This is a genomic window from Pelosinus sp. IPA-1 (assembly GCF_030269905.1).
Classification (GTDB): domain Bacteria; phylum Bacillota; class Negativicutes; order DSM-13327; family DSM-13327; genus Pelosinus.
In genome coordinates, this window is the sequence record NZ_BSVC01000001.1 from 49114 (window position 1) to 68359 (window position 19246).

Annotated in this window: 15 protein-coding genes; 13 read left to right on the forward strand and 2 right to left on the reverse strand. The window is 39.7% G+C overall.

What is annotated here, in order from left to right; all coding sequences use genetic code 11:
* The 3 genes from QSJ81_RS00245 (at position 1) to QSJ81_RS00255 (ending at position 4118) form a co-directional block, all read left to right on the forward strand.
* Complete coding sequence (locus QSJ81_RS00245) at positions 1 to 1536, forward strand: complex I subunit 4 family protein (protein WP_285715405.1); 1536 nt, start codon at positions 1 to 3, stop codon at positions 1534 to 1536.
* On the forward strand, positions 1533 to 2948 hold the full coding sequence (locus tag QSJ81_RS00250) for an NADH-quinone oxidoreductase subunit N (protein WP_285715406.1): 1416 nt from the start codon (positions 1533 to 1535) through the stop codon (positions 2946 to 2948). Before QSJ81_RS00245 ends, QSJ81_RS00250 begins: the two co-directional genes overlap by 4 nt.
* 315 nt (positions 2949 to 3263) lie before the next feature.
* Positions 3264 to 4118: a GNAT family N-acetyltransferase gene (locus QSJ81_RS00255; protein WP_285715407.1), complete on the forward strand. Its 855-nt coding sequence runs from the start codon at positions 3264 to 3266 to the stop codon at positions 4116 to 4118.
* A 139-nt stretch (positions 4119 to 4257) separates the two neighbouring features.
* Here QSJ81_RS00255 and QSJ81_RS00260 read toward each other — a convergent pair whose 3' ends face one another.
* The gene (locus QSJ81_RS00260; RefSeq protein ID WP_285716051.1) at positions 4258 to 4668 is read right to left on the reverse strand and encodes an N-acetylmuramoyl-L-alanine amidase family protein; all 411 of its coding nucleotides are present in this window, start codon (positions 4666 to 4668) and stop codon (positions 4258 to 4260) included.
* Between the two features lie 221 nt (positions 4669 to 4889).
* Here QSJ81_RS00260 and QSJ81_RS00265 point away from each other — a divergent pair, with 221 nt between their 5' ends.
* The 8 genes from QSJ81_RS00265 (at position 4890) to hcp (ending at position 15446) form a co-directional block, all read left to right on the forward strand.
* The gene (locus tag QSJ81_RS00265; RefSeq protein WP_285715408.1) at positions 4890 to 5288 is read left to right on the forward strand and encodes a PepSY domain-containing protein; all 399 of its coding nucleotides are present in this window, start codon (positions 4890 to 4892) and stop codon (positions 5286 to 5288) included.
* A gap of 124 nt (positions 5289 to 5412) precedes the next feature.
* The gene (locus QSJ81_RS00270; RefSeq protein ID WP_285715409.1) at positions 5413 to 6087 is read left to right on the forward strand and encodes a response regulator transcription factor; all 675 of its coding nucleotides are present in this window, start codon (positions 5413 to 5415) and stop codon (positions 6085 to 6087) included.
* Complete coding sequence (locus QSJ81_RS00275) at positions 6084 to 7493, forward strand: sensor histidine kinase (RefSeq protein WP_285715410.1); 1410 nt, start codon at positions 6084 to 6086, stop codon at positions 7491 to 7493. Before QSJ81_RS00270 ends, QSJ81_RS00275 begins: the two co-directional genes overlap by 4 nt.
* A 120-nt stretch (positions 7494 to 7613) precedes the next feature.
* The gene (locus QSJ81_RS00280; RefSeq protein ID WP_285715411.1) at positions 7614 to 8327 is read left to right on the forward strand and encodes an undecaprenyl-diphosphatase; all 714 of its coding nucleotides are present in this window, start codon (positions 7614 to 7616) and stop codon (positions 8325 to 8327) included.
* On the forward strand, positions 8287 to 8418 hold the full coding sequence (locus QSJ81_RS00285; RefSeq protein WP_285715412.1) for a hypothetical protein: 132 nt from the start codon (positions 8287 to 8289) through the stop codon (positions 8416 to 8418). Before QSJ81_RS00280 ends, QSJ81_RS00285 begins: the two co-directional genes overlap by 41 nt.
* Before the next feature lie 32 nt (positions 8419 to 8450).
* Positions 8451 to 9050, forward strand: coding sequence for a DedA family protein (locus tag QSJ81_RS00290; RefSeq protein WP_285715413.1), 600 nt, complete (start codon positions 8451 to 8453; stop codon positions 9048 to 9050).
* A gap of 491 nt (positions 9051 to 9541) precedes the next feature.
* On the forward strand, positions 9542 to 13423 hold the full coding sequence (locus QSJ81_RS00295; RefSeq protein ID WP_285715414.1) for an acyl-CoA dehydratase activase: 3882 nt from the start codon (positions 9542 to 9544) through the stop codon (positions 13421 to 13423).
* 370 nt (positions 13424 to 13793) lie between these two features.
* On the forward strand, positions 13794 to 15446 hold the full coding sequence (gene hcp, locus QSJ81_RS00300; RefSeq protein ID WP_285715415.1) for a hydroxylamine reductase: 1653 nt from the start codon (positions 13794 to 13796) through the stop codon (positions 15444 to 15446).
* Positions 15447 to 15564: 118 nt separating this feature from the next.
* Here the strand turns inward: hcp and QSJ81_RS00305 are convergent, their stop codons facing one another.
* Complete coding sequence (locus tag QSJ81_RS00305; RefSeq protein WP_285715416.1) at positions 15565 to 16554, reverse strand: 4Fe-4S binding protein; 990 nt, start codon at positions 16552 to 16554, stop codon at positions 15565 to 15567.
* 226 nt (positions 16555 to 16780) lie between these two features.
* On the opposite strand from QSJ81_RS00305, the gene QSJ81_RS00310 reads away from it, so the two are divergent.
* Both QSJ81_RS00310 and QSJ81_RS00315 read left to right on the forward strand, forming a co-directional pair.
* Entirely contained in the window at positions 16781 to 18451 is a 1671-nt protein-coding gene (locus tag QSJ81_RS00310; protein ID WP_285715417.1) for an ATP-binding protein, read from the forward strand.
* A 3-nt stretch (positions 18452 to 18454) separates the two neighbouring features.
* The gene (locus tag QSJ81_RS00315; RefSeq protein ID WP_285715418.1) at positions 18455 to 19156 is read left to right on the forward strand and encodes a response regulator transcription factor; all 702 of its coding nucleotides are present in this window, start codon (positions 18455 to 18457) and stop codon (positions 19154 to 19156) included.
* Positions 19157 to 19246 lie beyond the last annotated feature (90 nt).

Here is a 19246-nt window from a genome sequence, read left to right on the forward strand (position 1 = left end):
ATGGTTGATTTTCCATTATTAACGGCAATTTTACTAACGCCTATCTGGGGGATACTGGTATTGTCCTTTATGCCGCGTGAAGCTGACAAAACGATAAAAATGATATCAGCTGTAACAATGGCAATCGCTCTCGGTTTAACCTTGTATGCTTACTGGGCCTATGATGTTAGTTTGGGTGGACTACAATATATAGAGAATGTCCCTTGGATTACCGAGCTTGGAGTATCCTACGCTTTAGGTGTGGATGGAATTTCCTTGCCACTGCTGCTATTGACTATGCTGGTTGGTTTTTCCACTATTTTTGTTTCTTGGAATGTGGAGAAACGCTCTAAAGAATTCTTTATTCAATTGCTGCTCTTGGTAGTCGGTGCAATCGGGACGTTTGTATCTCAGGATTTGTTCATATTCTTATTGTTTTATGAACTAGGGATAATACCAAGCTATATTATGGTAGTTGTTTGGGGTTCTTCGGAAAGAGTGAGTAAAGAATATGCGGCGATGAAGCTGACAATTTACTTGTTATTAGGCTCGGCATTCATGCTTGCCGGGGTTATCGCGTTATACGTTAATGCTTTTCCGGCAGGGATGCGAACATTCAGCATGCAAGTTCTAGCTCAGGCTCATACGATGGGGAATTTATCAGAAGATGTTCAAGTCTTCACATTTTTCTTATTGCTACTTGGCTTTGGATCTACTTTATCAATGTGGCCCTTTTATAGTTGGGCGCCGGATGGCTATGCGGCAGCTCCGACAGGGGTATCTATGCTCCATGCTGGAGTGTTAAAGAAAATTGGCGGTTACGGCTTGATTCGAATTGGGCTCTTGGTTTTACCGCTAGGGGCTAAATTTTGGGCACCGTTTATTGCGCTTTTTGCCGTGGTTAATGTTTTGTATGCTGCGTTTGTTACTATAGCGCAAAAAGACTTAAAATATATTGTCGGGTATTCGTCAATATCCCATATGGGATATATACTGATTGGCTTTGCAGCCTTAAATGTTATCAGCATTGATGGAGCGATTGCAAATATGTTTGCCCATGGGATAATGAGCGCTTTATTCTTTGCGATGATTGGTTTGGTCTATGATAAAACAAATACTCGCCAGGTTCTCAGTCTTGGTGGGTTAGCGCATCAAATGCCACGTGTAGCTACTGGCTTTATGTTAGCTGGGATGAGTTCCTTGGGACTTCCGGGGTTAGCTGGATTCGTCCCCGAGTTTACGAGCTTTGTGGGCGCGTTTAAAGTATACCCCCTCTTTACTCTTCTGGCTATTTCCGGTATTGTTTTCACTGCACTTTATATATTGCGCGTGCTGGCAAATGTGCTATTTGGGCCGCGGCGCGCGGAATTTGATACTTGTCGTGATGCCTCTGGAGTTGAATTAGTATCCCTTGTATTACTGGGGACTGTTTTAGTAGTAGTTGGTGTTTTCCCACAATTATTAATGGGTATGGTTAATAGTGGTATGGAGCCGGTAATGGCGTTACTGGTTAAGCTGCACGTTACGCCGACCTTGCTGGGAGGTGTTTTTCAATGAATATTGCGCTGCTCACAAGTGAGATAGCCGTTGTAATTCTTGCTTTGCTTATCATTGTCTTTGACTTACTGATGCCGCGTCAAGAAGCTCGCCGTAGTTTAGGGTATTTTGCAGTTTGTGGTTTATTGGGGATTTTAGTTTATACCTTTAACCAACATGGAACTTCAGCTACGGTGTATCATGGTTTTTTTGTTGTTGATAAATTTGCTTTGTTTTTCAAGCAGTTATTCATAGTGGCGACGATCTTAACACTATTGTTTTCCTTTGATTATATAGAAGGACTAACTCACAATACTGGGGAGTTTTATGCATTATTACTCTTAAGTTTAGTGGGTATGATGGTTATGGCGTCCGCAAATGATTTATTAACGGTGTTTGTTGGCTTGGAATTGATGACCATTATATTTTATATTCTAGTTGGCTTTGATTTAAGAAGTATTAAGTCAAGTGAAGCTGGCACAAAGTATTTGATTCTTGGTTCGGCAGCGAGCGCAGTTTTGCTGTATGGTATGAGCTGGGTATATGGCTTTACCGGCACTATTGTGCTGAGTCAAATCGCTGCTCATCTTACTGCTAGTCCGGCTATGCTGCTGGGATTAGGGCTTATGCTTGCCGGTTTCTGTTTTAAATTGTCTATTGTTCCTTTTCATATGTGGGCTCCCGATGTTTATGAAGGTGCGCCAATTCCTGTTACTGCCATGTTGGCGATGGCATCAAAAGCTGCTGGGGTTGCGGTATTACTGCGGGTTTTCTTAGTAGCATTTGCCGGCTTACAAGCCTATTGGTTGACGATTGTCAGCCTATTAGCTGGGCTAAGTATGATTGTAGGTATTATAGTTGCGATATGGCAGACTAATACCAAGCGCATGTTGGCCTATTCCTCCGTAGCACAAGCTGGTTATATTTTATCGGGTCTCTTGGCTGCTGATGCAGCCGGAGTCAAGGGGATGCTATTTTATGCTGTGCTGTATATGGTGGCCAATGTTGGTGCCTTTGCTGTAACTACTGCTGTTAATAACCAATGCGGTTCAGATAAGATTGATGATCTTTCTGGATTGTCCCAAAAGTCACCCTTCTTGGCAGTGGTTATGACTGTATCATTGTTATCTATGGCAGGTCTTCCGCCAATGGCAGGCTTTGTCGGTAAGATGTATATATTTATGGCAATTACAGATAAAGGCTACTTCTGGATTGCTATGTTAGGGCTTGTAATGTCGATGGTTTCGGTGTATTATTACATGCTTGTGGTCAGAGTGATGTACAGTAAGGAAGCAAAGAATGAGCAGGAATTTACTGCTAGTGTATCATTGCGTATTGTGGCTCTGATTAGTTTGATTGCAACTTTGTTTATTGGTATATACCCTGGACCATTAGCTGAGCTAGCAAATGCTGCAGCTCGGTCGCTGTGGTAAAAGAAAAGGAATTGTTCCTCCAAAACTTTTAATTAAAGCTTTAACAGCTATATAAATGATACAAAGAACCGTATCATTTGTAATAGCTAAAGAACTCCTGCCAGATTTCTGTTAAAATCTGGCAGGAGTTCTTTATTATATGAACAATATATATGCTATAAAGATAATGAGCAAGCAGCTGCAGTGAATAATGTGATTACGGAATAGACTGTAGTAGCTACCTATATGCATTATAATAAGGGATTTTTTGATGGGTTAAAGATGCAATGCCTGAACCCGAGGGTATTGAAAAGATTAAGATAGGTGGGATGAACAATGTATTATAAAGCGCTTAAAGATGAAAGTTATAATACCTTATATACTGCTTTTACAAAAGCCTTTTCAGATTACCAGGTAAATATTAACTTGTCTCCAGAAGCATTTCAAAGAATGCTTAAAAGAAGAGGATACTCACCAGAATTTTCTTATGGAGCATATGACAATGATGAATTAATCGGTTTTATTCTTAACGGAATACGCAAATGGAATAACAAAATTACCGCCTATGATACAGGAACAGGTGTTATAGCAACATATAGAAAAAGAGGGGTAACAACAAAGTTATTCTCACATATAAAAGAAATATTTCTGCAAAATCAGGTTGAACAATACTTGCTGGAAGTAATTCAATCAAATAATGTAGCAGCTGATTTATATTTGAAGCAGGGATTTCAGATCACTAGAGAATTTATTTGTTATCAAGCTGAAAAAAAAGAAATAAACAAAGTGAAACCCTGTGAAGCTATAGTCAGTTCAGGACAATTTGATATAGTAAATTGGGATCAATTAGAATCATTCTGGGACTTTATACCATCATGGCAGAATTCAGTTGATTCGGTTATATGTGCAAAAGACTCATTACATATGACGATTGCCAGGCTTGAAAATAATGTTGTGGGGTATGGAATCATCGATATGAATACAGGAGATATACCACAGCTAGCTGTAAAAAGAAAATTTAGAAATATGGGGGTAGGCCACGTAATTCTTAAGAATTTAGTTGGTTGTACTAAAAGCAATCATATAAGGTTTATAAATGTAGAAGATATTTGTGAAACATTAAATAAGTTTCTTAGAAATAATGGTTTAAAGGAAATTACAAAACAATATGAGATGGTAATGAGTATTTAAGGTAAGATGAGTAAAAATACTTGCTGTATAGCTTGTAAAAGAGTTTAACATGAACAAAATAATTATTTCCGAGGTATGAGAATTGTAACCCCCTTTTCGGATACGCTTATAAAGACGTATTTGGAATGGGGGTTACAATTTAATATGCAATTAAACTTCTTTTAATTTTATTAGTAAAAGTTTTCATAAATAAATCAGCATCTGACTCTTCTGCCATTTCCACACGCGCCGCTAAGTCACGATGATAACGACCTCTTACTTTTTCATTGTCACATTCTGGACTAAGCTCTACGTCCGTTTGGCGGGATAACGCAACCTTAGCACCATTTTGATTCAGTACATCTTTAAGTGCCAATGCTATTGACAGATTTATGTCTTTTTCAAGTACGCCTGGGCGGTTTGCACCAGGGTCAATGCCGCCATGACCGGCATCCACTACAATAACCTTACCAGATAGTTTGTGGGTAGCATCGTTCGCGTATAAGGTGCTTAATAGTAACATGACAGGTAATAGGAATAAGATAAAGTGACGTTTACCGAGATATAACATTTTCACGGTGGCTCTCACCTCGCATAACTAAAATATATGCAAAAGATAAAGAAATATATCAAACTTAAACGCCGCCAAGTACTTCTCATCAAATTCTAATGTTCTTCTCAGGAGCGTTTCATTTTCCTTTTGTATAATGCAATCAGTGGAAACAACCACAGCAATATAAAAAAAGGAGGATTACGATAATGAATAAAAAATGGATGGCAGGCGTTTTATCAATGATGATCTTAGGAGGTGCTGCAGTAGGTGCAGCCAATCACCCAGCTTTTGCCGCCGCACCTGAGGCAGTCAAGAAGGTAATTGCTCAGCACATAGATAAAGAAGATCAAGAGCAAGAAGACAATGACCGCGAGGTACCCGATGGAGCAGAACAAGCTAATTTAGCTAAAGAGGCTAAAATTACTGAGCAGCAAGGTAAGGATATTGCCACCAAAAAAGTAGCCGGTACGGTGGTGAAATCTGAACTGGAAGATGAAGATGGTGTCGTGGTTTATAATGTAACAATTAAAGATAGCAAGAACCAAGACAATGAAGTCAAGGTAGATGCAAAAACAGGCTCGGTTATCAAAGTCGAGCATGATGACGATACCGAAACAAATGATGATGCAAACGGATAAAGCGTAGCATACTAAGAGAGCCTTATTGCCCAATCGTGGTGAAAAGGCTCTCTTTTCCTTATATAATTTAATATATAGTGAAAGCTAAAGGAATATATATATTCTTGCTGAAGAGGGTGAGGACATGACGAAGGTTTTACTTGTGGAAGATGAAGTGAATATGGCCAAATTTGTTGAACTGGAATTAGAGCATGAGGGATTTTTGGTAACAGTTGCTGTCGATGGTCGAATTGGCTTGGAACTTGCTTTAGAACAAGATTGGGATATTATTCTATTGGACATTATGCTGCCGGAACTAAATGGTATTGAGGTTTGTCGTCGGCTACGCAACGCAAAAGATACCCCAGTTATCATGTTGACCGCTCGGGACACTATCATTGACCGAGTATCTGGGCTTGACAGTGGAGCAGATGATTATATTCCTAAACCTTTTGCCATCGAGGAATTGCTGGCTCGTATGCGTTCGATATTGCGTCGCACAAAACCAGAAAATACGGAAAAAGATAAGCTGATTTATCGTGATATAACGGTGAATTTAGAGTCTTGCATAGTAAAACGAGATGAAACGGTTGTAGAGTTAACCAAACGGGAATATGATCTCCTAGTTGCTTTTATGCAAAATGAAAACCGGGTTTTAAGCCGCGATGTTCTGCTAGACCGGGTCTGGGGATATGAGGCAGTGGTTGAGACCAATGTGGTGGATGTCTATGTACGTTATCTGCGCAATAAGCTGGATAAGCCTAAGGAAGACAGTATTATTCAGACGGTACGCGGCATGGGGTATGTGATGAGAAAATGAAGAGGATAGTAAATGCTTTTTCAAAATTACCGATTCGTTGGAAACTTGCCTTGGGGTCAGCTCTGCTGCTTTTTTGCCTCATTGTTCTGTACAATTCAATCCAGTATCTTGTTATCAATCAATGGGTAAATAACCGGGAACGAAATGTCATGCAAAGTACTGCTGCGGCAATTCAAGACTACTTCTTAGACAACGATGAGGATATCGGGGCACAAGAACTGGAAAGTAGTAAAGAATTTTTAGAAAAGATAAATGAGCAGGGACAAATGATTCGGATTATCCAGAAAGATGGCAGAAGTATTCTCGTAGTAACTAAAGACATAAGGCCTGAATGGGTCACTTCAGAGTTTGTGCAAACGTCACGGATAATCGAGGGACGACATGGAGAGGATCATTTACTAATTGTGCGTACCCCGCTTATTATTCCTCACTTTACAGGTACAATTGAAATTGTACGCAATATTAGGGCCGTCGATCAATTACTGAATGTTATCCTGACTGTTATGACGGCAGGTGGTATCGTAGCAATTTTATTGAGTATCGTGGGTGGGATGGTTATTTCGCGTCAGTTATTGATGCCGATAAAAGATTTGACAAATATCATGAAGAAGGTAGAGGAAAAAGGTCTGCAAGAGAGAGTAAAAGTCTATGAGGCGAAAGATGAACTTTCTGCGCTAGCCACCATGTTTAATACCATGATGGATAAGCTCGAGTACTCTTTTCGGCAGCAAAAGCAGTTCGTTGAGGATGCGTCCCATGAACTGCGTACACCCATTGCAATTGTTGAAGGCCATCTTTCGCTGTTGGTGCGGTGGGGGAAGGATGATTCGAAAGTCTTAGAGGAGTCACTTGCAACGTCTTTGCAAGAAACCAAGCGCTTAAAGCATTTAGTGCAGGATTTATTGGCAGTGTCACAAGCGGAGGCATCGCTAGCAGATTTAGAGAAGGAAAAAATATGGCCTGTTCCCATTATTGAACAAGCGATTCAGAATATGGTCCTTATTCATGCTGAAGTTGACTTTTCAGCTGAATTAGCCGCGCTAGAAGAAATCCAAATTGCCATCACGTCTAATCATCTGGAACAAATACTGCTTATCTTACTAGACAATGGAATCAAGTACTCAACGATAGACAAACGCGTCAATATTCTAGGATATATAAATGCAGAGTATGCCTGTATTGCTATACGGGACTACGGCATGGGTATTCCTGATAGTGATCTTCCCCATATCTTTGATCGATTTTATCGGGTAGATAAGGCTCGCAGTAGGAGGCAAGGCGGCAGCGGCTTAGGACTAGCCATTGCTAAGAGGCTTGTTGAAAAGTATCGCGGTCTTATCGAGGTGCACAGTGAGGTCCATGTTGGAACAACGATTATCATTCAACTACCAATAGCAATATCATAAGACTTGGATTCGGCCAAGTACTAAGACGCAGGCAGAAGCCTTAGTCGTTCTTACTTGGAATCAAGAAAGTGTTATACTTCCTGATGACCTAAAAAAAGTTTTGCTAGGCGTGAACTTTTTTTGCATGCTCATTGTCTTATAGTATGTAATAGCAAAAAGGAGGAAAAAACTATGTTCTATGATAACACTCTATTATTTATGATTAATGGATTATCTGGCCACTCTGTTTGGGTGGATAAGGTTATAATGATACTTTCAGAGTACGGGCCGGTGGTATTTAGTTTATACTTGATAAGCCTATGGTTTAGCGGTAACTCAACAGATGAGCTTACTGAGAACCGTAAGCGTGCGTTATATGCTTTTTTCGCGGCAATGTTAGCTATGGGAATGAACCAGCTAATTAGCCATATTTGGTATCGCAATCGTCCTTATTTGGATCAACCAGTAAACCGGTTGCTGCAAGGCGCACAAGATGCTTCTTTCCCTAGTGACCATGCTGCTGGTGCGTTTTCCATTGCCGGCAGTCTCTTCGGACGCACAGCGGGCAGTAATCTTTTGATGGCTTTTGCTATCCTAGTAGCGTTATCACGGGTGTATGTGGGGCTGCACTATCCGAGTGATATCCTTGGTGGGATGACGACCGGCCTTGTCAGTAGTTGGTTGATTGAACGCAATAAAGGACTGCTGGACAAACCATTAACATTGTTACTCGCCACATGGACTATTATTGAGACAAAGTTGCACCTGCCTGTTCCCTCTCTTGCCAGAACAGGACAAGGTGGGGAGTGTTCGTGTGACCTTTGTCGGAGCTGTTATGACTGCCTTGTTGTATAACGTCCCTGCATTAGGTTTCTTGGCGCTGTTTATTGTGGCTGCTACGGCTGTTGGCGGTATAATATTGAAGGTTTTTAAGAAAAAAACATGATCATAAATTAAGTATAACTGGAGGTGAGTGTCATGGAGCAATTCTTTCATGTCGTTATAGATTATATTGCCCAGTGGGGCTATGTAGCAATTGTTATTGGGATGGCATTGGAAAGCGCCTGCGTCCCCGTTCCTAGCGAACTTATCTTTGGTTTTGCAGGCTATCTAGTATATCTAGGCCAACTGGATTTTACGATGGCGGTTGTTGCTGGGGTAGTCGGCGGACTTATAGGCTCAATTATTGCTTATCTGGTGGGTTATTATGGCGGACAACCGTTAGTCGCCAAGTATGGTCGATATTTTTTATTGTCCAAGCACAATGTGGATATGGCGCAGCGGTGGTTTGATCGTTACGGGATAAAGGCTACTTTTTTCAGTCGGTTACTCCCTGTTGTCCGAACCTTTATTTCCCTTCCGGCTGGGTTTGCGCAAGTCAATTTTGGCGAATTTGTTATTTACACGTTGTTGGGGTCCATTCCTTGGACAATCGGACTAACTTACGCAGGCATGGTATTAGGCGAGAACTGGGAGGCATTAAATGCCATTGGTCACAAGGCGAGCCTAATAGTTGCCGCGGGTCTGATTTTCATTGCTGTCTATTATTATCGGAGAAATCATACCCAACCTGTCTGACGTAACATTGGATGTAGGTCGATAGGTACTTAACCTCTGCTGATAATAATATTGACCCTTTTATCTTTTTAGGTAGGCTCTTAAGGATTGCACAAATGTTAGTCTCAACTTATCAATACTTTTTAAAATATGAATGATCCTAAATGAATTGCCCCTCTTCTCTGGATCGAACTCACTGGCAATATGAGAAATTAAATAGATGCCGAACTGCCAACAATTACTCGTTGGCAGTCTTTTTATGTGCGCCCAGCATGGGCGCTTACTAGTCGATGTAAGTCCGATACAGGGGCTGATGTGCCAACCTTAGCTTAAGACAAGACTTCCCATCGTAAGGTGAAATCTGAAGGAAATTGGCGGCAAGGCTCTGCTTCGCATACCAAGAATATGATTGGCTGTGACTTACATCATAGCGTAGGAGATGCAGTCTGTTTTATCATTAGTTATGATATTGATTGAAATAAAGTAACTTAATAACTGTAAGGGGTGATGTAATGTTTCGTTTAGGCGTAGATATAGGCTATTCTACATTCAAATATATCATTTTAGATGACAAAGAACGAGAAATAGGTAGTGAATATGTGTTCCATAGAGGGAATGTTGAAACAGCATTTAGTAACATGCTGCAAAAAATAGAAAATGAATATAAAATCAAGGAATTTTACTTTGGTATTACTGGGGACCAAGCAGAGCGGATGCCTAAATTGGGAAAATATGTTCTCAATGAAGTGACTGCTTTGATCGAGGGGGCTTTTGCTAGCGATAATTCCTTGCAGTCCATCATGGATCTCGGGGCACAAAAAGCAAAGTTTATTACGAATCTTTCAGCACAAAACAGAACCCACATCAAATTTTCTATGAATTCAAGTTGCTCGGCTGGAACAGGTTCTTTCTTGGAAGAACAGGTTTCCCGGTTGGGGATCAGTTTGTACGAGTACTCGGATTACACTGAAAAAGCGACAACAGTGCCTCGAATTGCCGGTCGATGCAGCGTATTTTCAAAAACAGATATGATCCACCACCAGCAGGAGGGTGTGAAAACAGAAGACATATTATTGGGACTGGCTTATGCTCTGGTACGAAACTTTAAAGCTAATGTGGTACAAAAGAATGCAGTTATACCACCTGTCATGCTAACTGGCGGCGTGGTTCATAATAAAGGGGTTATAACAGCCTTAAAAGAGGTATTTCAGTTAGAGGACAAAGATATCTTGATACCGAAGCATTTTGATAAGATTAGTACGTTAGGTGCAGCTCTCCTGGCTGCTGAAAAACAACATGTAGTGACCTTCGAAGACCTTAGGAATGCAACTGTTTTTTCACTTAAACGTAATATGCAAAATGGTGCTTATCCTGCCTTATACCCATTTGGTCAAAATGAAAGTATCAATAAACATGATTGCAAAAATACTGTTAACCTTAGTGAGGGTTATTTGGGAATTGATATCGGTTCTACTAGCACGAATCTGGTATTGATCGATGACGAAAAAAATGTCATTGCACACAGATATTTACGAACAAGAGGGAATCCCAGAGAGGTTGTCAGGGAGGGAATTAATTCTTTGCAGGAACAGTTCGGACAGCACCTCAAAATAAAAGGGATGGGAACCACGGGATCGGGCCGCTACCTCATCGGCAATGAGCTGGGGGCAACCCTTATTATCGATGAAATTACCGCACAAGCAAAAGGCGCGGTAGAAGCTGATCCTGAGGTCGATACGGTTTTTGAAATCGGCGGACAGGATTCAAAATATATTAGCATACAAAATGGTATGGTTGTGGATTTTGAGATGAACAAAATATGCGCCGCTGGTACTGGATCTTTTATTGAAGAACAAGCAAAAAAACTCGATATACCTATTGAGGAATTTTCCCAGTTGGCGCTAAAGAGTGAAAACCCATTGAATTTAGGAGATCGATGCACAGTATTTATTGAAGGAAACATTGCCAAAGCGTTGGCGAGTCATGAAAGTAAGGAAGATATCACAGCCGGCCTGGCCTACTCGATTGTAAGCAACTATCTAAATCGTGTAGTGGGCAATCGGACTATTGGCAACAAAGTTTTTTTGCAGGGAGGGATCGCTTATAACCAAGCGGTTATTAACGCATTTCGTGCTGTTCTAAAACGTGATATCGTTGTCCCACGCTTTTTTAGCGTGACAGGTGCCTTAGGAACTGCACTCTTGGTTCGGGAAAAACTGGCGCAGGGTGTCATGGACAAAGAAGCCAGTCACTCGATCCCGCGCAATGTTGGACAGGAAATGGAAAAATTATTTTTAAAGGGGTATACCGGTAACATTGATAGTGCAAAACTGACAATCGGTATTCCCAGAGTATTATTTCTGCATAAATTGTTTCCCATGTTTCATGAAGTCTTTAAAACACTGGGCTTTAATGTAATTTTATCGAAAGCAACGGATGAAGAAATTGTGGCCCTTAGCCAAGAGTATTCTCTAGATGAAACCTGCTATCCTATTAAGTTGATCAATGGTCATGTAGCTTCCTTATTAAATCAAGGTGTAGATTATATTTTTCTGCCAAGCTTATATACTATGAAACATGATGTTTCAAAAACTCGGGAGGATTATGCCTGCGTATACATGCAGACCACATCGAAAATTGTTTCCCATGTGATGGATTTAGAGAAGAAGGGCGTAAAATTACTATCTCCAGCTCTCTCCTTTAAGTTTGGTAAAGCTTATATGCTGAAGACCTTATTAGGTATGGGTAAGGAATTGGGGAAAAATAAAGCGCAAATGGCCTTTGCCGTTATGAAAGGTATGACTAGGCTGCAAGAATATAGCCGGGATGTGGAAGTCTTGAGCCAGGAACTAGTGCAGAGTCTTCAAGATGAAGAAAAAGCCTTTGTCATCATGACCAGAACCTATAATGTAGCTGATCCTATACTCAATATGAAGATTCCCCAAAAGCTAAGGGAGATGGGGTACAAGGTGTTAACCCTCGCTAACATTCCTGCTTTTGATTATGACGTGTCTGAGGATCATCCCAATATGTATTGGCCCTTCGGACAACATATTTTGGCAGGAGCAAAGATTGTAAGGGACATGCCTAATCTTTATCCCATCTATATTACTAACCATGGCTGCGGACCAGATACTGTACTGAGCCATTATTTCAATGCCGAAATGCAGGGGAAACCTTATTTGCATATTGAAGTGGATGAACACTCATCAAGTGTTGGGGTCATTACTCGATTAGAAGCCTTTGTCAATAGTTTGGATAATTATGATGCAAAAACAGCGGCAGCAGAAGTACTAGAGCATATACCCAAGAGTACCAAGGAAATAATGGAGCGAAAAGTCTTATTGCCGAATATTTATCCCTATAGCCAAGTCTTATGTGAATGGTTCAAAGTTAAGGGAATTGCAGCAGAGATTTTACCTCAAACAAAACAAGCGTCACTAGAATTGGGAAAAAGATTTACTAAGTCCAAAGAGTATTTATCAATGTATTCTTTGTTAGGGGACATTTTCTATCATTTGGAGAATAGGTCGGAAAAGGACGTTACACTGTGGTTGCCTCAAAGTGAAGGCAGTGAGGTTTATGGCCAGTATGGAAAATTAGTTAGCGAGATAATAAAAGGGGCAGGCTATCAGGGAAAAGTAATTTCTCCATTTATCGAGGATTTATTGGAAAATAAGGATTACGGCTTTGATTTCGCCTTAGGAGTGATATTGGCTGATTTAGTAATGGCTTCTGACAAGGAAGACCGGGACAAGGTTTTGATGAAAGGACTGGAGTTAATCAAAACTGGCGGGTTAAATGAACCAAACCTTATTCAGCTCTCTAAGTATGTTTATAGCCAGTTGCAGAAAAAGATATATGATAAACAGATCTATGTGCTTGGAGAATTTAGTATTATATTTAATGGGTATCTAAATAATTTTCAATTAGAAGCTTTGGAAAAAAATCATAGAATGTTGTATCAGCCTTTATCTGAAATACTGCTCTTTATATGGCATGATGTTCTCAATAAGGCACCAAAGAATCGCAAAGGGTTTAAAGAAAATCTGGGAAAAATGAAGGGATTGATGAAGGGGATATCGGATATTTTATCAGAATACAGTTCTTTTGATACGGATTTTGATGAGTTATTGAGGGAGGCTGATAGGAGGTTAGCCCTATATGCAGGAGGGGCTGGACGATACAGACTTGCCAAGATATTTCGCTGCCCAGAGCATGTGCATGGCATTTTAACAGTTAGTTCCATGTATGAAAATACTGCCACAATACAGAAAATCTTGAGAAACAAAGATAAAGATGAGCTAAAACACCCTGTGCTTGACTTGGCCTTTGATGGATCCAGCCATAGCAATAATAAAGAGTTACTTGATACTTTTATACACTATATATAAGACCTAAACTACATTTTGGTTAATGGGGTGGACAGGTTATCGAAATATATATGTGCTGTAATTGAAGAATACTCATCAGCTTAGGGAGCTGATGAGTATTCTTCTGTTTAAGTAAGGGCTATGAGATAAGGTACAGAAATCATTTAATAAAAAACTTCCTACTAAGGAAAAAGCAGGAAATTGACGAAAAATATAGTATTATATCCATTGTATTCCGAATATTCTGAGTTTTACACAGCGAATAGGAGTATAATCTATATAAGAGCATAAAAAGATGTTTTGAAGAAATAATAGGTAAAGATGCACATTGACTATGAAATATTATTCTCATTAGGCGATTGTCAAAAAAATATTATAGGGGGAGATTAAAATGGAAAATTCAATGTTCTGTTATCAATGTGAACAAACATTTGGGGGAAAAGGTTGTACGAAAAGTGGTGTTTGTGGGAAAACACCTGAAATCGCAAATTTACAAGATTTATTAATCTATCAGTTAAAAGGAATTTCTTGCTATGCGAAGGCTCTTATCGACCAGGGGAAAACCATTGATAAAGAATTTGTGAAGTTTGTAGAGAATGGTCTCTTTACCACATTAACAAATGTAAATTTCGATGCTGAAAATCATGTACAATTAATAAAAGAATCACAAAAGTTAAAAGAAAAAATAAGAAATCAAGCGCCAGAAGGACAATATCCAGTGGCAGCTACTTATAATGCAAGTGAAACAAAAGAAGCAATGCTAAAAGATGCAGTCCAAGCTGGTATTATGTATGATCAAAACCTCGATGCTGATATTCGATCCTTACGATCAACAGTATTATATGGATTAAAAGGAATCAGTGCTTATGGACATCAAGCAAGGTTTATAAACTATAATAGTGATCAAGTGGACAACTTCTACTTTCAAGGTTTAGAAGCTACTACCAATGATAACTTGACTCTTGACGATATGATACGTATGACAATGAGAGCAGGGAATATGAGTGTAGAAGTTATGAAGGTGCTCGATGAAGCAAATACGACAACATATGAAAATCCTTCGCCTCATAAAGTGAATAGAAACATTAAAAAGGGTCCCTTTATCATTATATCAGGTCATGATTTAAGAGATTTAGAAATGCTACTTGAGCAAACAGAAGGTAAGGGAATTAACATTTATACTCATGGTGAAATGCTGCCAGCGCATGGATATCCAGCACTAAAAAAATATAAACATTTAGTCGGTAATTATGGAACTGCTTGGCAAAATCAGCAGAAAGAATTTGACGAAATACCAGGATGTATTTTAATGACAACCAACTGTTTAATGAGACCAAGAGAAACATATAAGGATAGAATATTTACAACGAATGTTGTTGGCTGGGACGGAGTACAAAATATCCCAGTTAGTGCCGATGGGACAAAAGATTTTAGTGAAATAATAAATAAAGCCTTAGAACTTGGCGGCTTTAAAGAAGATCAGGAAGAAAAAGAAATCCTGGTTGGCTTTGGACATCATGAAACATTATCGCATGCTGGAGCCATAGTGAATGCAGTCAAGGAAGGAAAAATAAGACATTTCTTCTTAATCGGTGGTTGTGATGGGGCTCGACCAGGAAGAAGTTATTACACCGAATTTGCTAAAATGGTCCCCGAGGATTGTATCATTCTTACGTTAGCTTGTGGTAAATACAGATTTAACGATTTAGATTTTGGCACAGTAGCTGGATTACCAAGATTATTAGATATAGGTCAATGTAATGATGCCTATTCAGCAGTTAGAATCGCTACAGCATTAGCCGATGCCTTTGATACGGATGTAAATTCGCTACCACTCTCTATTGTACTTTCTTGGTATGAGCAAAAAGCAGTTGCAGACTTATTAGCACTATTATCACTTGGAATAAACGGAATGTTACTAGGGCCTAGTTTACCAGCTTTTATCTCCCCTAATGTATTACAGTATTTAGTGGAAACATTTAATATAAAACCAATAAGTACACCAGAGGATGATTTGAAAAGTGCATTGAAGCAAGCAAACTAATAATGTATGATACCATTTTGTTACTAGAGAGTAAAAAAGTAGAGGTTGTCCATAAGTTTAACTTGTGGGCAACCTCCTTTTTTTACGGAATCGGAAAGTCTTAAGCAATTGTAGTACTTTAATGAAAAATCATATTTGCTAGAGGGGCATATTTAATCCAGTAGCCAGGTAATTCTACAGATCTCCAGTGACCACTTATCGTTGCAATTAGTATTCCTAGCAGAAATAGACCAACTAGAAAACATGAATACTGTCCGGTACTGAACGGACGAGTAGCGAAACTACTATGAATCTTTAGCACACCACGTGGGCAATTGTTAATACAATTTTGACAGATTGTACACTCTGGAGAAGAGATGCTTGTTGCAGAAGAAATAGAGAGTTGACTTGGGCAAACTTTATCGCAGGTTTGACAAGAAATACATTGTTTAGAATTCCTAGTAATGGCAACAGGGGAAAATAGCGAGCAAAAGCTTAATAAAGCACCATACGGACACAAATAGCGGCACCAGAAATTCTGGATAAGTAGGGATAATAGGATTAGCCCTGCTAGAACTTTAAGCGTTAACAAGGAAGGGGATGAAAAAAAATACAGCATTTTAACTTCAGCAATGGTGTTGTAGGGTGAACGGATAAAGAAAGCGATCTCATCCGATTGCATGCCAATGAGTACGACAATTAGTAAAAAAAGTAGCAGCAGATATTTGGGTGCCATCAAAAGATAATGAAGTATTGCAGGTACTCGTAGTTTTTGTCTATAAAAATAAGCTCTCGCCTTAAATAAGTACTCAGATAGTGTGCCAATGGGGCAAATATGACTACAAAAGCCTCGCTTTAATAATAAAGCAGAGAAAATGGCCAACAGCAAAATGGTTAGACCAGCTGGATGGATAGGGTCAAATTCTCCATTCATTAACCAATGCTTAAGACCGACAGTAGCTGAAATCGGTAAAAAACCTTCTAATACAGGAAAACGATACTGCACAGCATCAAATCCTAGTGTTGGTAATAAAATAAGTGCTTTGGATAAAAAATAGCCAGCTGTAATCATCAAAAGTAAAAAATAAAATTGACTACATCTACGCCAAGTCAGCATTTTGATATTCATGAAAAACCTCCCATTATGTACTGTACCATTAATAATAGAGTAATATTTTATACAAATCAGTGATATAAAACACATTTATTTAATAAGTGTAGCTATATAATGAAAGTGGATTGGTATATGCAGGATAATTTGCTGTAATCAAGAATGAAATAGGGACGAACCGAAATAGCATTTTAGTAGCGATTTATGCCGCGAAATAGGCAAATAATGTAGCTAGGTGTGAAACATGCGATTAAAAAACAGTTTAACCATGAAATTTATGTTGGCAATGGCTATGGTGATAACAACTGTTATGTTGATGAATTTGATTTGGAGTGTAAAGCAGTACCAGAGGCAGGCCGAAGGCGAAATGAAGGAAAAGTCAGCGGTAATTGCCCAGCAATTTTTGGCGACAAGGTCCTTTATTTCATTAAAGCAAGATGCAATTAATTCTGATTCCATTGGCAATTATGAATTTAAGCATTTGAATCCTGCTGCCGTTGGTAAGGGCGTTAGTGATATTTTTAGTAAATATTCGGGCTATAAAATGAAACAGACTAATTTAGAAGTACGTGATCTGGAAAATACACCAGACAATTTTGAGATAGCAGCTATGAAAAATATGGCAGAGGATCATAATCTTACTGAAGTATGGGGTTATGAAAATCAGGGTGGGGTTCAGGTGTTTCGTTATCTCACGTCACTACATTATGACCAATCTTGTATGACGTGCCACGGTGGGCCTGCAGGTCAGAAGGATATATCCGGTTATTTAAAGGAAGGTCATTCCATTGGTGATTTTGCAGGTGCTATTAGTATTGTTGTTCCCATGACAGCATTTCTTGCCAATCAGAATGCCAATATTATAACATCGGTGTCATTTCTTGTAATTATGGTTCTAGCCAGCATGGGGCTGGTATATTTGGTCATGGAACATATTGTGGTCATGCCCATTCGTGAATTGACGGGCAAGGTCAGAGAGGTTGGCCGTGGTGATTTATCCAGCCAGCTGACGGACATTCATACCTATGATGAGATGCGAGATTTGGCAGAGGAATTCAACGGTATGGCTGGTAAACTCCAGTTACTATATAATAGCTTGGAAACTAAAGTGGATGAACGTACTCGTCAATTACATAATGCGAATGATCAGTTGGCGCAGCAAGGTAGGGAATTGATGGAGATCAATATCCGATTAACAGAAACCAATCGACTGAAATCTGAATTTTTGGCGGTTATGAGTCATGAACTACGAACACCGCTCACAGCCATTATTGCTTTTGCCGAAATACTACTGACCGAAGGCGATTCACTCAGTAGTCAGCAACGAGAATATCTAGAAGATATTTTCGAGAGTGGGCATCAATTGCTTAGCCAAATCAGCGATATTCTGGATTTGTCTAAAATTGAAGCAGGTTTGATTCGTGTGAGCTATCAGGAGGTTGACATTCGAGAAGTAATCGAAAGTATTATGCGAACGGTCGCTCCGCTAGTGGCGAAGAAGCAACTAAATTGTACTATTGAGATCCTGCCGGATCTGCCGTTGATTGCAGCAGATTATGATAAGATAAAGCATATTATCCGCAATTTGGTTAGCAATGCTATCAAATTTACACCTGTAGGCGGAAACATTAAGGTGGTGGCAGGACTAAGCTGGCAGGATGGCAAGATAGGCTCGCTACTCGTTTCCGTACAGGATACTGGTATTGGGATTAGCCCAGAGGAACAGGAGTCTATCTTCGAAAAATTTGTTCAGGGGAATCATTCAGATCAACGGGAATATTCAGGTAGTGGAATTGGACTGTCTTTGGCTAAGCATTTAGTAGAACTACATGAGGGACGTATCTGGGTAGAAAGTCAGATTGCCCGGGGCAGTACCTTTTCCTTTATGTTGCCGTTGTCAGGAAGGGAGTGTTAGTCATTGGCTTGTGAAAAAGTTTTGGTAGTAGATGATGATGCTAAAATAATAAAAATTGTATGCCATTGTTTAGAAAAAGCAGGCTTTTTGACGCTCACGGCTGTTGATGGGGAACAGGCCTTGCAAGTTGTAGAAGCAGAAGAGCCCGATTTGGTGGTATTAGACTTAATGCTGCCAAAGCTAAATGGATTAGATGTATGTAGAATACTGATTGAAGAACATGATATTCCGGTTATCATTTTATCTGCTAAGGGTGATGAATTGGACAGAATTACTGGCTTTAGGATGGGGGTAGACGATTATCTGTCCAAGCCTTTCAGCCCTATGGAACTGGTTCTTAGGGTGCAAGCCGTTCTGCGCCGGGCTAGCGGTCTGAAAAAGCGAGAGAACAGTCAAGCGTTGGTCCGCGGTGGCCTAGAGGTAGATCCGAAAACCCGCAGGGTGGCTGTGGATGGCAAGATGGTCAGTCTTACAGGAAAAGAGTTTGAACTGCTATGGTTGTTATTTAGTAATCCACAGCAGGTATTTACGCGGATGCAATTGTTGAAGAAAGTGTGGCATAGTGATTACCAGGGAGATGAAAATACCGTGACGGTTCATGTGCGGCGACTGCGAGAAAAGGTTGAGCCCGACCCGGCTGAACCTCGGTATATCAAAACGGTATGGGGACTAGGATATAAGTTTGAAATCAGTGAAAAATCATAAATGTAATCTAGAGACATACATTAAAGAAAGTGCATCTATATTATTGGTTTGCGAAGGAATAGAATGAACATTGATTGCTATGTAAAATCT